A 12,676-nucleotide genomic window follows, 5' to 3' on the forward strand; every position below is an offset into this window, starting at 1 on the left:
GCGTACGAGTTCTCTGCCGTCGAAGGAGCACCATGTCCCTCCCCCTCACCCGTCGCATCGCCCGTGCCGCGCTGATCGTCGCTGCGGGAGCGGCCGCCGGGGTCGGTGCGGCCGGTTCCGCGAGTGCGGCTCCGCAGCTGCCGGCCGCGCCCGGCCTCGGGCTGAGCGCCCTGGACGGCGCCACCGGCAACACCATGGATAACGTGTCGAAGGGTGTCGGCAAGACCACGCCCGACGCGGGACAGGTGGCGCCGGCCGCGGGGACGACCGTGAAGAAGGCCGTGCCGGTGGTGAAGGAGCTGCCGACGGATTCGCTGGCGCAGGGGGGCGGGCCGGCGAAGAACCTGCCGGTCGAGGGACTGCCGATCGGCTGAGGCCGGCTGCGGCCGGGCTGTACGGCGACGGGGTCTGGGGTGTTCCCCAGGCCCCGTTTCCTTGTGCGGCCACGTCGGCTGAACGGCCGTGGATCGAACGGCGCCCGGCGCCGGTGGCTGTGCCCACGCTCCCCCATCGCCCTGCGGAGGGTGGTTCAGGGAGTCAGGCGGGTGACCGCTGCGTGGATCTGCGGGTCTGTCGCCGTGAGGGCGACGCGGACGAAGTCGGCGCCCGCCGGGCCGTAGAAGTCGCCGGGGGCGACGAGGATGCCGAGGTCGGCGAGGTGCGCGACGGTGGTCCAGCAGGACTCGTCGCGTGTGGCCCAGAGGTAGAGGCTGGCCTCGCTGTGCTCGATGCGGAAGCCGTGGGCGAGGAGCGCCGCGCGCAGGGCGGTGCGACGGGCCGCGTACCGCTCGCGCTGGACGCGGACGTGCTCGTCGTCGCTCAGCGCCGCCACCACGGCAGCCTGCGTCGGCGCGGACGTCATCATGCCGCCGTGCTTGCGGATCTGCAGCAGCGGGCCGAGGACCGCCGGGTCGCCGGCGAGGAAGGCGGCGCGGTATCCGGCGAGGTTGGACCGCTTGGACAGGGAGTGGACCGAGACGATGCCGTCGAGGGAACCGCCGTTGACGTCGGGGTGCAGCACCGAGACCGGGTCGGCCTCCCAGCCCAGCTCGATGTAGCACTCGTCGGAGAGGACGAGGACGCCGTGCTCGCGGGCCCAGGCGACGATCCGGGTCAGCTCCTCCTTGGAGAGCACCCGGCCGGTCGGATTGGACGGGGAGTTCAGCCAGAGCAGCCTGAGGTTCGCCGGGTCCAGCTCGGTCGGGTCGTCGTAGCTCTCGTACTGCGCGCGGGCGAGGCGGGCGCCGACCTCGTACGTCGGGTAGGCCAGGCGCGGGAAGGCCACCTTGTCGCCGGGACCGAGTCCGAGCTGGGTGGGGAGCCAGGCGACGAGTTCCTTGGAGCCGACGACCGGCAGGACGTGCCGGTGGGTGATCCCGCGGGCGCCCAGCCGGTGCTCCGCCCAGCGGGTGATCGCGTCACGCAGTTCCGGGGTGCCCCAGACGGTCGGGTAGCCCGGGGAGTCCGCGGCGGCGATCAGCGCCTTCTGGATCGGCTCGGGCACCGGGTCGACGGGCGTGCCGACCGAGAGGTCGACGATGCCGTCGGGGTGCGCGGCGGCCGTCTTCTTGTAGGGCTCCAGCTTGTCCCAGGGGAAGGTGGGCAACCGGTCGGAGACTGCGGACACGGGCGGGGCTCACTTTCTGGTACGGCGAACGCCTCGGCCCCGTACGGCGGTCTGGCCGTACGGGACCGGGGCGGCACGTCGATGCGGTGCCGCTTGCGGGACGGCTACGCCTGCGGCGGCAGCGCGGCGATGAACGGGTGGTCCCGCTCGATCAGACCCAGCTTGCTGGCGCCGCCGGGCGAGCCGAGCTCGTCGAAGAACTCGACGTTCGCCTTGTAGTAGTCCTTCCACTCCTCGGGAGTGTCGTCCTCGTAGAAGATGGCCTCGACCGGGCAGACCGGTTCACAGGCGCCACAGTCGACGCATTCGTCCGGGTGGATGTACAAGGACCGCTGGCCCTCGTAGATGCAGTCGACCGGGCACTCCTCGATGCACGCCTTGTCCTTCACGTCGACACAAGGCTGCGCGATGACGTAGGTCACGCTGTCGTTCCTCCTCGATAGGGCGCTGGCGGGCCTCCTCAGGCTCCGCCGCCTGGCGCGCGGGAGCGCGGCGTCGTCGATGCCCGCCCCTAGTATCTCCGTTCTTGGGCATGATCCGAACAGGAGGGGTGAACCGACCTGTGGAAATCTCCGCCGCCGGGCGTCTGGAGGTCCGCATCACCACCGCTGACGTGGGGAAACGAGTCTCCGTACGGAGCTTGATCGAACATGGTCCCCCGGGTGAGAAGTTCACCGACACGGTCGGCGTTCTCACATCATGGGACGACGGTGTGCTGCGGATCACAAAGAAGAGCGGTGAGGGCGTCCGTGTCGCGGAGTCCGCGCTGGTCGCGGGCAAGGTCGTGGCGTCCGCCCCGGCGCGCCGGCGTGGTCCGGCGGCCACCTACGAGGAGCTGGCGCGGGTCTCCGCGCGGGCGTGGCGGCCCGTGGAGAGCGAGCGGCTCGGGGACTGGGAACTGCGGGCGGCAGTCGGGGAGGTGCCGTGCGGAGCGCGTCCCCGGGGGGCGGCGGCCGGGCGACGGGAGGGCTTCACCCGGCGGGCCAATTCGGTGCTGCCGCTGGGCGACCCGGGCGTGCCGCTCGACGAGGCGCTGACGGCCGTACGCGGCTGGTACGCGGCTCGTGGGCTGCCCGCGTACCTCCAGACGGCGACGGGCGCGGAGGGGGCGCAGGAGCTGCTCTGCGCGGAGCTGGAGCGGCGGGGCTGGGTGCGGGAGGTGACCGCCGAGGTGTGGGTGGGCCCGCTGGCGCCGGTCGCCGACCTGGGCGCGGAGCCGTCGGGCGTGCTGCTGTCGCGGGAGGCCGACGAGGCGTGGCTGGCCCGGTACCGGCGCAAGGGGGTGAGCGGGGTGGCCCTGCGGGTGCTGACGGGCGGGCCGTCGGTGTGGTTCGCCACGGTGCCGGGCGGGCCGGACGCGCCCGCCGCCATCGGGCGGTGCATGGTGGACGGGCGGTGGGCCGGCTTCGCGGCGGTCGAGGTGGATCCGGCGCGGCGGCGGCAGGGTCTGGCGACCGCGGTGATGGCCGCGCTGGCCCGGCGGGCGCTGGACGAGGGCGCGTCGGCGGCGTGGCTCCAGGTGGAGGAGGACAACGCGGGCGCGCGGGCGCTGTACGAGCGCATGGGGTTCGCCGCGCACCACGCCTATCACCACTACCGTGCCCCGGAGGGTGAGGGAGCGCCGTGAGCGGGCACGTACCGGGTATGCGTTCCCCGTACCCCCCGCCTCCCGGGCGCTCGGCCGAACTGCGCCGGCGGTTCGCCGAGGAGGCCCGCAGTGAGCGGCCCGGGCTGTCCGCGCTCTGTGTGCTGGTGGGCGCCGAGGGGGACGGCACGCTGGACGAGGCGGGCATGGACGCCGTCGAGGTGGAGCTGGACCGGCTGGCCGGTGAGCTGCCCTACCGTCCGGCTTCGCCGCACGCGTGGGCGTCGGCGCTGCGGGACCTGCTGGGTGAGCGGTACGGCTTCCACGGGGCGCCGGAGGACTACCAGCGGCTGGAGTCGTCGCTGCTGCACGAGGTGCTGAGGCGGCGGCGCGGGCTGCCGATCCTGCTGTCGGTGGTGTGGCTGGAGGTGGCCCGGCGGGCGGGCGCGCCGGTGTACGGGGTGGCCCTGCCGGGGCACTTCGTCGTCGGGTTCGGGGAGCCGGGGGCGGGGCAGGTGCTGGCCGATCCGTTCGACGGGGGGCGGGTGCTGAGCGGGGCGGACGCGGAGCTGCTGGTCGCGGGGGCGACGGGTGCGGCGCTGGACGCGTCGATGCTGACGCCGGCGGGGACGCTGGACGTCGTCCTGCGGATCCTGAACAACGTGCGGGCGTGGGCGGCGGCCCGGCCGGAGCGGTCGGACGTGGGGTTGTGGGCGGTGGACCTGTCGCTGCTGCTGCCCTCGCACGCGGCGCGGCTGCGGTACGAGCGGGCCCGACTGCTGGTGCTGCGGGGGGAGTTCTCGGCGGGGGCCGGGGAGCTGGAGGCGTACGCGGACGTGGTGGGGGCGGTGGACGAGGGGGCCGCCGAGCAGGTGCGGGGCGAGGCGCTGGCGGCTCGGGCGATGCTGAACTGAGCCCGGACGTCCCCTGGACCCGCGCCGTGACGATCCGCCGGCGCTCTCCCGCTTTGACATAGGTATGACCAGATACCTATCCTCACGTACATGTCCGTTTCCGAGCAGCGCATCGCGCACGTGGCCGCCGAGCTGGCCGCGTGCCTGCCCGCGTTGCACCGGGCTCTGGACCGGCGGGTCGGCAGTGAGTACGCCCACCCGAAGCCGACCGAGGGACAGCTCGCGCTGCTGCGGTTCGTCGCCCGGCACGAGGGTGCCACGGTGGGCGAGGCGGCCACCGCGCTGCTGATGAAGCCCAACAACGTCAGCGCCGTCGTCTCCCAGCTCACGGAGCGGGGCGAGCTGGAGCGCCGCCAGGACGACGCCGACAAGCGCGTCGCCCGCCTCCACCTCACCGCGACGTCCCGTCAGCGGATCGCGGAGGTCCGTGCCCTGGAGGAGCGTCTGCTCGGTGAGGCCCTGCGGGCCGTCACCGACGGCGAGATGGACGCCCTCGGCTCCGCGCTCGGCGCGCTCAAGGCGCTGACCGGCCACCTCCACGCCGCGACCCGCTGACCGACACCACCTCGGACGCGGTCGCCCCCTCACGCGTGTTCCCCGCGCGGTGACGCCCCGGGCAGTCCCCTGCCCGCACGCCGTCCCGCGCGCTTCGTTCTTCCCCCTTTGAGAGAGAAACGGCTTCCGCATGTCGTCGTCCACGTCCGTGGATCGCTCCACCGCGCGCCGGGGCAATCCCTGGCTCGCCCTCGTCGCCGTGTCGTTCGGGCTGCTCATGGTGCAGCTCGACGGCTCCGTCGTCGCCATCGCCAACCCCGCGATCGGCAAGGACCTCGGTGCCGACACGGCGGAACTGCAGTGGGTCACCAACTCCTACCTGCTCGCGCTCGCCGCCTCGATGATCCTCGGCGGCAAGCTCGGTGACCGGTTCGGCCGGCGCTTCCACTACCTCCTCGGCGTCGGCGGCTTCGTGGTCACCTCGGTCGCCATCGGCCTGGCCGGCAGCATCGAGGGCGTCATCCTCTTCCGCGCCCTGCAGGGCCTGTGCGGCGGCATCCTGATGCCCAACACCCTGGGCATCCTGCGCGCGGTGTTCCCGCCGGGGAAGTTCGGCCTCGCGGTCGGCATCTGGGGCATGGTCTCGGCCGTGTCCACCTCGCTCGGCCCGATCGTCGGCGGTCTGCTCGTCGAGCACGTCGACTGGACCTGGGTCTTCTACCTGAACGCGCCCATCGGCGTCATCGCCCTGCTGTTCAGCATGGCCGTGCTGGCCGAGTCGAAGAACGCCGACGACGAGCAGCGCTTCGACTTCGTCGGTGTCGTGGTGCTCGCCGCGGGCCTGCTCGCGCTCGTCTTCGGCATCGTCAAGGGCGAGACGTGGGGCTGGACCTCCGCCGGGACGCTCGGCTCCATCGCCCTGGGCCTGGTGCTGCTGCTCCTCTTCGGCTGGTACGAGACCCGGCAGACGCACCCGCTGCTGCCGATGCGCCTGTTCCGCGACCGGTCGCTGACCACCGGTGTCGTGATGACCGGGCTGAACTTCTTCGTCATGCTCGGCGGCATCTTCTTCATCATGCTGTACCTGCAGAACGTGCGCGGCTACACGCCCGTCGAGGCCGGTATCAGCACGCTGCCGCTGTCAATCGCGTCCCTGTTCGCCTCTCCCCTCGGCTCCCAGCTGACCACCCGTTTCGGGCCGCGCGTCACGATCCCGCTGGGTCTGGTCCTCTCGGCCGCCGCCCTGTTCGGGATGCTCTCCTGGACCACCGACTCCTCCTACGCCACGATGTGGCCGTCGTACATCGCGATGGGCCTCGGCGTGGGCATCGTGCTGCCCGCCACGGCCGCCGCGATCATCGGCAACGCGCCGGTCGGGGACGGGGGTGTGGCGTCGGGCCTGCAGTCGACGATGCTGCAGATCGGTGGCGCGCTGGGCACCTCCGTCCTGGTCACCGTGATCGCGGGCCGGGTCGGCTCCTCGCTGTTCGGTGAGCTCACCGCCGCGGGCGTGCCGGCTTCCGTGGCGCACGGGCTGGAGAAGGCCGAGGACGCGGTGACGATGGGCATCGCCCCGGTCTCGGGGGACATGCCGGCGCAGTTGAGGGCCGCGGTCGTCGAGGGCAGTGGGCAGGCGTTCGTCAACGGGCTGCACTCCGCGGTCACGGTCACCGGTGTGCTGTGCCTGATCGGTGCCGTGGTCGCCGTGCTCGGCATCAGGCGCCGTCCGCAGGAGCGGGCCGGCGCCGGGGAGGCGGAGGTCCCGGTGGCCGTCGCCGCCCACTGACGCGCGCACGCGGAAGCGGCGCCGTACGGGTCCCCGGCCGGGGACCCGTACGGCGCCGCTTCCGTGCGCCCGGAGAGGACCGCGTCAGCTGGGGTCGGTCTCGATGACGGCGACGCGGTCGGTCCTGCTCATCAGGGCCTGGCGGAGGGCGCCGTAGACGTCCTGCGGGGTGACGGCCGTCTTCTCGCCGTTGCCCCGGGTGATGAGCACGCCGTCGAAGGTCTGCCCGTAGAGCTCCTTGAGGGCGTTCAGGTCGGGCTTGTCGACCAGCTTGCCGTTCACGGCCTGGACCCTGAGGAACTTCCACAGGGACTTCTCGGGGCTCATCGGGATGGAGTGCGCCGGATCGGTCTGCACCGTCACTATGTCCGACATCGCCGGCTCGGCGAACTCCTTCAGCATCCGGTCGACCTCGGCCTTGGAGACCTTGGGCTGCTGAGGGCTGGTCGGCACGTTCACCGCGGCGGCGGCGCCGGTCTCCACCTGGGTGCGGTAGGCCTCCGTCACCACCGAGGACGCCTTGGCGACGTCGATGCCCTGGCCCGCCCTGGGGTAGACGGGGACGGCCTTGCCGGACTCGAATTTGACGGAGCCCTCGGTCACCGAGCCGGCACCGCCGGCGGCGTTCTCCAGGGCCGCCTGGAGCTTCTCCTCGTCGACGGGCATGACCGGGTCAACGACGCGCTGCTGGCCGAAGAGCGACCCGATCACGTTGACCGGGTTGTAGTCGCTGGTGGCGGCGTCGCCGGCGGTGGCGTCGGTGTCGAACTGCAGGCCGGCGTTGTCCGGCTGGAGCTCCACGGTCTTGCCGTCGACGGACAGCTTCAACGGCTTGTTCAGCCGCTCGCCGAGGGCGGCGTCCAGCTTCTTCACGGCGTCGTCGCGGGTGCCGCCGCCGATGTCGACGCCGAGCACGGTGGTGCCCTTGGGCACGTCGGAGCTGTTCATCAGCAGACCGGCGCCGTAGGCCACACCGAGGACGACGACCACACCGGTGCCGAGCAGGACGAGCTTGCTGCGCCCCTTCTTCTTCGGCGGCTTCGAGGAGCTCGCCGGGGGCGCGGCGGCCGGCTCGGGACGCTTGGGGGCCGTCTGCGCGCGGGGACCGGCCGGGCCCGTGCCGGGCGCGTCGAAGGCGGCGCTCGGGGAGACGACGGGGATGCCGCTCGTGACGGTGTGCCCGGAGACGTTGTCGTGGCGGGGCCCGTAGCCCGGGGTGCCCGGTTCGGCGGGCTGCTGGGGCGTGAGGATCGCGGTGTCGTCGCTGAGACCGGTACCGCCCGGCAGGCCGCCCGCCGGCGGGGCCATCGGGCCGCTGCCGGTGACCGGGCCGCCCGTGGGACCGGCGGGACCCTGCGGCCCGTCCGGGTGCCCCTGGGCGCCCGGACCGCGCTGCCCGACCGGGGCGGGGCCGCCGCCCGGGGGGAACGGCGGGTCGTCGTGGCGCGGTTCGCCCGCGCGGTCGGCGCCCGGCCGGGTGCCGTTGGCCGCGGGGCCGCCGGCCAGCGCCTCGGTCACGTCGAAGGAACCGGTGCCGCCGCCGTGTCCGGGAGCGACGGGGCCGCCGGTCGCACCGGTCGTGCCGGTCCGTCCGGAACCTGGCGCGGCACCGGGGCGGGGGCCGCCCGGCGCGCCCATGGCACCGACCACGCCTCCCGGGCGCCCGGTACCCGGCCGCGCGCCGCCGGGTGCGGCCGGGGCGGCGGGACCGGCCGGGGCGCCGCCGGGCGCTCCGCTTCCCGAACCGCTCGGCGCACCGGTCCCGTTGGCGGAGCCGCCACCCTGAGTGCCGTTGCCCGAGCCGCCCTTGCGCGGCGCGAACCAGTCGCTGGCCGGCTTGTCCCCGGCCGCCGGCTTGGCGGGCTGGGCGGACGGGGCGGGCCGGGTGGGCAGCGCCGGAAGCGGGGCCGTGTCGGCGGCGGGGGCGGGGGCCGCCGACGCCTCGGCGTCCACGGTGCCCTGGCTCTCCGCGTCCTTGACGGGTTTGCGCACGACGACCGGCGGAATGGGCCGCGACCCGGGGATGTTGATCCGGATGCGGGTGGTCAGCGTGGTCTCGGTCTTGCGTTCTCCCGGTCGCGCGGCCGAACGGCCCGCGTCCGTACCCTCGTCCGGAATCGCCGGAATGCCGTAGGGCGGGGTGCCCGACGGGTAGGCGGCTCCGCCGCGCCCGTTGGGCCCGGAGGACGGAGTGTCAGTTTCACGACTCAAGGCAGGTTCTCCCGGTTGGCTCCGCCGCCCGTCACGACCTCACGGTGGGGGTCCCCCCTGCTCGGGCGAAGCCGAGGGTTCGAGGGAGGCTCGGCGGCGCGCACCACCTTACTGGCCACATCCGGCCCGTATCCCAGTACCACTGGCGAAACCCACACCGGACCCGCACCCCCCAGACACGGAGAAGTGGTACGTCACTTGCCAAGTCGGGCGGGGTCACCGGCTGGTTTTCGCCCCCCACCGAGGGTGGCGCAGATCACAGCCACGCCGATTCCGCCGAGCAGGAAGAGGTACGATCCGGCTCCCGCGGCGAACAGGAAGTCGCCTTCCGGACGGCTGGCCGTGAGCAGGACGACGACGATCATCCACCCGGCGGCGACGGCCGCACCGCCGGCCCGACTGTCCATCACGCGCGCCGCGGCCAGCACCAGTCCCGCCTCGGCGGCGAGCGCGAACAGCAGCCCGCCGGGGAACCACGCGGGCTGAACGAGCGCGCCCGCCACGCCGGTCACGGCCCCGAGCACCACAAGTCCCAGGTAGGCGGCGGCCCGCCCGGCGGAGGGCGGGCGCGGGGGCCGCGCCATCATCGGCGCCCGCTCGCCGCTCACGACGCCTCCCCCGCCGCGACGCCGACTCCGGCGAACAGGTCGCTTTCCCGCCCTTCGGGGCGTTCCCCGCGCACCAGTTCGTAGTACTCGGTGGTGAGGAGGGGCTGCGCGAGTTCGTTGGACAGGGCGAAGTACGGTTCGGCGACGGTGATCTGGGTGGCGTGCGCGCGCATGGCGGCGGCCTTGGCGGAGGCGTGCGCGGTGCCGTCGACCGCGGCGGTGATCCGCTCGTCGTCGACCACGCCGGGTACGTCGGCCATGGCGCCGGCCTTGCCGAAGGGCAGTCCGGCGAGGTCGTCGTCCAGCCGGGCGAAGGACTCCTCGACCACGGAGCGCGGGACGCGGTTCCAGTACACCTTGGGGATGTCCCACCCGGCCTCGGCGGCGAGCTCGACGGCGCGCATGGCGACGCGGTGGGCCTGGATGTGGTCGGGGTGGCCGTACCCCCCGTTCTCGTCGTACGTGACGAGGACCTGCGGCCGCACCTCGAGGATCGCCTCGGCGAGGGTGGCGGCGGCCTGGTCGACGTCGGCCTGCCAGAAGCAGCCGGGGTCCTCGTTGTCGGGGAGCCCCATCATCCCGGAGTCGCAGTAGCGCCCGGCCCCGCCGAGCAGCCGGAAGTCCGTGACCCCGAGCGCGCGCATGGCCTCCCTGAGCTCCCCGAGCCGGTGTCCGCCGAGGGCGGCTCCGCTCAGGTGCCGCAGCTCACCGGGGATGACCTCGCCCCGCTCACCGAGGGTGCAGGTGACCAGCGTCACATGGGCTCCCTCGGCCGCGTACCGGGCCATGGTCGCGCCGTTGTTGATCGATTCGTCGTCGGGGTGGGCGTGCACCAGCATCAGACGCCGAGGGGGCAGTTCCGTCATGGCCCCACCCTATGAGGCGCGGGACCCCGTGGACCGATTCGACGCCTCACCGGACCTCGTCCGGCGGCCACCGCCGCACGGGCCCACGGCGTCTCACGGGACGCCGCCCGGCCGAGTCCCGCCCTCCTCCCGCGAAGCGCGGGCGGAGGGCGGGACCGGTCAACCGGTCAACCCTGTTCAGCCTCCGCACTGATTGATCGAGAAGCCGGACACCGCGTTGTCGTAGAGGTACAGGAGTTCCTGTGTCGCACCCGGCTGGATGGGGAAGAAGATGCCGTTGTAGCCGACATCGGTCCAGATGCAGAGTTCCTCGCCGCTGCGGTTCCACACCGAACTGGCCCGGTCGTTCCACACCCAGCCGATATTGGGGGTGTTCACCGGGTAGAACTGCCCGACGTCCCCGGTGAGGTTGTGGCCGTCGAAGAGGCAGATCATGCCTGCCTGACAGCTGCTCACGATCCCCTCCTTGGCGGGGTCGGCCGATGCGGTTCCCGGAGTCGCCAGTACGGCGGTGGAGGCGAGGACCGCTCCCACTGCCGCTGTCTTGACCGCCAGCTTCATGTCTGCCTCTTTCCCGTTGCTGCCCGTGGAAGCGCGGCTAGGGTCGCCGCGTCCAGCTGTCGTTCCTCGAAGGAATCCGGCCGTAAGACGGCCCCCGCGCGCGGGGAGTTCAGAGCGATGACGTAGATCACAGTCCCCGGAAGAGGTGGGCCATGGCGTTCGGCCCCGGCCCGGGCTCGGGTGCGCGGAAGCCGCGGTCGCAGCCGTCGCGGTCCCGCACTCGGCGGGCAGGTCGCCGGTCAGAGCGCGGCGTACGGCCGCGGGGTGACGTGCGGGGGTGCTCTCCCCCGACGTTCTGTGTCCTCAGTCGCCGACGCCACCGGGACGCGAAGGTGCGGGTCGCGGTGGTGAAAAGCCCAGTTCGGCCCAGACGGTCTTGCGCGGGAACCGGCCCTCGGTCACGCCCCAGCGGTCGGCCAGCGCCTCGACGAGCAGCAGGCCCCGGCCCGACTCGCCGCCGTCGCCGGGCTCCCGGAGCACGGGGCTCAGGTCCCCGCGCGTATCGGTGACTTCGATGCGGAGGGTGGTGCCGACCACGTACAGCGTCAGCCGGAAGCTGCGCCCGGGGACGCGGCCGTGCGTCGCGGCGTTGGCGGCCAGTTCGGCGACGACATGACTCGCCCGCTCGTCGGGGAGGCCCCAGTCGCGGAGGGCGTCCACCGCCAGGAGACGGGCGAGGCGGGCACCGCGCGGGGTCGAGGACAGCAGCATGGTGACGTTCCGGACGCCGCTGCCCGGTCGGGTCCTGCTCTGGGCAATTTCCTGATTCACATCACTCAGCGTGGCCGCCCGGTCGTACCGTGGGGGGTAATCACGGGGTTGCGTAGGGTGATGGTCCGAGGTCTGTCCGGTCGTGTCCGGGCTGTCGGGACGACCCCCGCGCACGGAGCACGGCGGCACGGAGGGTCACAGATGTCGGTGAACGTCGAGGCGGTGCGGGTCGGGTCGGAGCCGGAGCGGACCGACGAGCCGGGGTGGGAGGTCGACCCGGACGACGACTGGGCGCTCGCCGTGGTGGCGACGGTGGGGCGGCAGGTGCGGCTCCGCCGGGAGGCCGCGGGCCTGCGGGTCGGCGACTTCGCGGTGGCCGTCGGGTACGGCGAGGACCTGGTCTACAAGATCGAGACGGGCAAGCGGATCCCCCGGCCCGAGTTCTTGGACACGGCCGACGAAGTGCTGCGCGCCGGAGGGCTCATCGCGGCGATGAAGGAGGACGTGAAGAAGGTCCGGTACCCGAAGAAGGTGCGGGACCTGGCGCAGTTGGAAGCTCGGGCGGTCGAGCTTCAGCTCTATGACCCGCTGCACATCCATGGCCTGTTGCAGACTCCGGAGTTCGCTCGCTCCCTACTGACCATGCGTCGCCCGGCCTATTCCGCGGAAGAGGTGGAGCGATTCATCGCAGCACGCGTAGGACGCAAGGCGGTCTTCGAGCGTGACCCGGCACCCGACCTCAGCTTCGTCCTGGAGGAGTGGACACTTCGGCGACCGCTGGGCGGGAGGGCAATCCTGCGAGGTCAACTTGAACACCTCGTGGAAGTCGGCCAGTTGCGTAACGTCGAGCTTCAGGTGATGCCGATGGAACGCGAGGAGCACGCCGGAGTGGACGGCGGCATCGAGGTGCTCAAGTTCGAGGACGGCGCAGCAATCGGACGTTCCCCTGCGGTGGCCAACGGGCGTCCGGTTTCCGACCTGCGGCAGCTCCGTATCCTGGAACTCCGGTATGGCATCATCCGGGCCCAGGCACTCACACCTCGCGAGTCGACCGCCTTTATCGAGCATCTGCTGGGGGAGACATGATCCGGAACAGCACGGCCAGAAGTGCCTCCGACCTGGTGTGGTTCAAGAGCAGTTACAGCAGCGGCAGCGAGGGAGACTCCTGCGTCGAGATCGCCGCCGCCCCCGGCACCGTCCACGTGCGTGACTCGAAGAACCTCGAAGGTCCCCGCCTGGCCTTCGCCCGCGCCGCGTGGGCCGGCTTCGTGCCGTACGCGACCGACAGCTGATCCACGTGTGAAGCAGATGT

At 72.8% G+C, this 12,676-nt stretch carries 14 protein-coding genes; 7 read left to right on the forward strand and 7 right to left on the reverse strand.

The genetic code is table 11. The features are described from left to right. Window positions 1-32 precede the first annotated feature (32 nt). Complete coding sequence (locus IE172_RS12165) at window positions 33-374, forward strand: ATP-binding protein (protein WP_190097184.1); 342 nt, start codon at window positions 33-35, stop codon at window positions 372-374. Between the two features lie 155 nt (window positions 375-529). On the opposite strand, the gene IE172_RS12170 is transcribed toward IE172_RS12165, so the two are convergent. Together IE172_RS12170 and fdxA are read right to left on the reverse strand one after the other, a co-directional pair. Next, window positions 530-1,627, reverse strand: coding sequence for a bifunctional succinyldiaminopimelate transaminase/glutamate-prephenate aminotransferase (locus IE172_RS12170; protein ID WP_190097185.1), 1,098 nt, complete (start codon window positions 1,625-1,627; stop codon window positions 530-532). A 104-nt stretch (window positions 1,628-1,731) separates the two neighbouring features. Beyond that, on the reverse strand, window positions 1,732-2,049 hold the full coding sequence (gene fdxA / locus IE172_RS12175) for a ferredoxin (protein ID WP_004926152.1): 318 nt from the start codon (window positions 2,047-2,049) through the stop codon (window positions 1,732-1,734). A 140-nt stretch (window positions 2,050-2,189) separates the two neighbouring features. Between fdxA and IE172_RS12180 the strand changes: the two genes are divergently transcribed. From IE172_RS12180 to IE172_RS12195, 4 genes are all read left to right on the forward strand, one after another. Beyond that, window positions 2,190-3,254 carry a GNAT family N-acetyltransferase gene (locus IE172_RS12180; protein WP_190097186.1) on the forward strand — a complete coding sequence of 355 codons (1,065 nt, stop codon included), beginning with the start codon at window positions 2,190-2,192 and terminating at the stop codon, window positions 3,252-3,254. Window positions 3,255-3,271: 17 nt separating this feature from the next. Then, window positions 3,272-4,126: a transglutaminase-like and tetratricopeptide repeat-containing protein gene (locus IE172_RS12185; RefSeq protein ID WP_190097187.1), complete on the forward strand. Its 855-nt coding sequence runs from the start codon at window positions 3,272-3,274 to the stop codon at window positions 4,124-4,126. A gap of 90 nt (window positions 4,127-4,216) precedes the next feature. After that, complete coding sequence (locus IE172_RS12190) at window positions 4,217-4,681, forward strand: MarR family winged helix-turn-helix transcriptional regulator (protein WP_190097188.1); 465 nt, start codon at window positions 4,217-4,219, stop codon at window positions 4,679-4,681. 130 nt (window positions 4,682-4,811) lie between these two features. Then, window positions 4,812-6,407: an MFS transporter gene (locus tag IE172_RS12195; protein WP_190097189.1), complete on the forward strand. Its 1,596-nt coding sequence runs from the start codon at window positions 4,812-4,814 to the stop codon at window positions 6,405-6,407. An 84-nt stretch (window positions 6,408-6,491) separates the two neighbouring features. Here IE172_RS12195 and IE172_RS12200 read toward each other — a convergent pair whose 3' ends face one another. The 5 genes from IE172_RS12200 to IE172_RS12220 all read right to left on the reverse strand — a co-directional run bounded on the left by IE172_RS12200 (window position 6,492) and on the right by IE172_RS12220 (window position 11,424). Next, window positions 6,492-8,618, reverse strand: a complete 2,127-nt coding sequence (locus tag IE172_RS12200; protein ID WP_190097190.1) for a hypothetical protein — start codon at window positions 8,616-8,618, stop codon at window positions 6,492-6,494. Window positions 8,619-8,812: 194 nt separating this feature from the next. After that, window positions 8,813-9,205 carry a DUF6113 family protein gene (locus IE172_RS12205; RefSeq protein WP_190097340.1) on the reverse strand — a complete coding sequence of 131 codons (393 nt, stop codon included), beginning with the start codon at window positions 9,203-9,205 and terminating at the stop codon, window positions 8,813-8,815. Between the two features lie 17 nt (window positions 9,206-9,222). Continuing rightward, on the reverse strand, window positions 9,223-10,092 hold the full coding sequence (gene mshB, locus IE172_RS12210) for an N-acetyl-1-D-myo-inositol-2-amino-2-deoxy-alpha-D-glucopyranoside deacetylase (protein ID WP_190097191.1): 870 nt from the start codon (window positions 10,090-10,092) through the stop codon (window positions 9,223-9,225). Window positions 10,093-10,269: 177 nt separating this feature from the next. After that, a complete protein-coding gene (locus tag IE172_RS12215; protein ID WP_190097192.1) occupies window positions 10,270-10,653 on the reverse strand; it encodes a peptidase inhibitor family I36 protein in 384 nt (127 codons plus the stop codon). Window positions 10,654-10,956: 303 nt separating this feature from the next. Then, entirely contained in the window at window positions 10,957-11,424 is a 468-nt protein-coding gene (locus tag IE172_RS12220) for an ATP-binding protein (protein WP_403380726.1), read from the reverse strand. A gap of 141 nt (window positions 11,425-11,565) precedes the next feature. Between IE172_RS12220 and IE172_RS12225 the strand changes: the two genes are divergently transcribed. Both IE172_RS12225 and IE172_RS12230 read left to right on the forward strand, forming a co-directional pair. Then, on the forward strand, window positions 11,566-12,450 hold the full coding sequence (locus tag IE172_RS12225) for a helix-turn-helix domain-containing protein (protein ID WP_190097193.1): 885 nt from the start codon (window positions 11,566-11,568) through the stop codon (window positions 12,448-12,450). Further along, complete coding sequence (locus IE172_RS12230; RefSeq protein ID WP_190097194.1) at window positions 12,447-12,656, forward strand: DUF397 domain-containing protein; 210 nt, start codon at window positions 12,447-12,449, stop codon at window positions 12,654-12,656. Before IE172_RS12225 ends, IE172_RS12230 begins: the two co-directional genes overlap by 4 nt. The last annotated feature ends 20 nt before the right edge of the window (window positions 12,657-12,676 follow it).

It is taken from the genome of Streptomyces griseoflavus (assembly GCF_014649995.1).
GTDB classification, from domain to species: Bacteria; Actinomycetota; Actinomycetes; order Streptomycetales; family Streptomycetaceae; genus Streptomyces; species Streptomyces griseoflavus.

Excerpts from the sequence above, each read along its gene's own strand:
- IE172_RS12165 (WP_190097184.1), top strand. The coding sequence starts at position 33 with ATGTCCCTCCCCCTCACCCGTCGCATCGCCCGTGCCGCGCTGATCGTC.
- IE172_RS12185 (WP_190097187.1), top strand. The coding sequence starts at position 3,272 with ATGCGTTCCCCGTACCCCCCGCCTCCCGGGCGCTCGGCCGAACTGCGC.
- IE172_RS12190 (WP_190097188.1), top strand. The coding sequence starts at position 4,217 with ATGTCCGTTTCCGAGCAGCGCATCGCGCACGTGGCCGCCGAGCTGGCC.
- IE172_RS12195 (WP_190097189.1), top strand. The coding sequence starts at position 4,812 with ATGTCGTCGTCCACGTCCGTGGATCGCTCCACCGCGCGCCGGGGCAAT.
- IE172_RS12205 (WP_190097340.1), bottom strand. The coding sequence starts at position 9,205 with ATGATGGCGCGGCCCCCGCGCCCGCCCTCCGCCGGGCGGGCCGCCGCC.
- mshB (WP_190097191.1), bottom strand. The coding sequence starts at position 10,092 with ATGACGGAACTGCCCCCTCGGCGTCTGATGCTGGTGCACGCCCACCCC.
- IE172_RS12215 (WP_190097192.1), bottom strand. The coding sequence starts at position 10,653 with ATGAAGCTGGCGGTCAAGACAGCGGCAGTGGGAGCGGTCCTCGCCTCC.
- IE172_RS12225 (WP_190097193.1), top strand. The coding sequence starts at position 11,566 with ATGTCGGTGAACGTCGAGGCGGTGCGGGTCGGGTCGGAGCCGGAGCGG.
- IE172_RS12230 (WP_190097194.1), top strand. The coding sequence starts at position 12,447 with ATGATCCGGAACAGCACGGCCAGAAGTGCCTCCGACCTGGTGTGGTTC.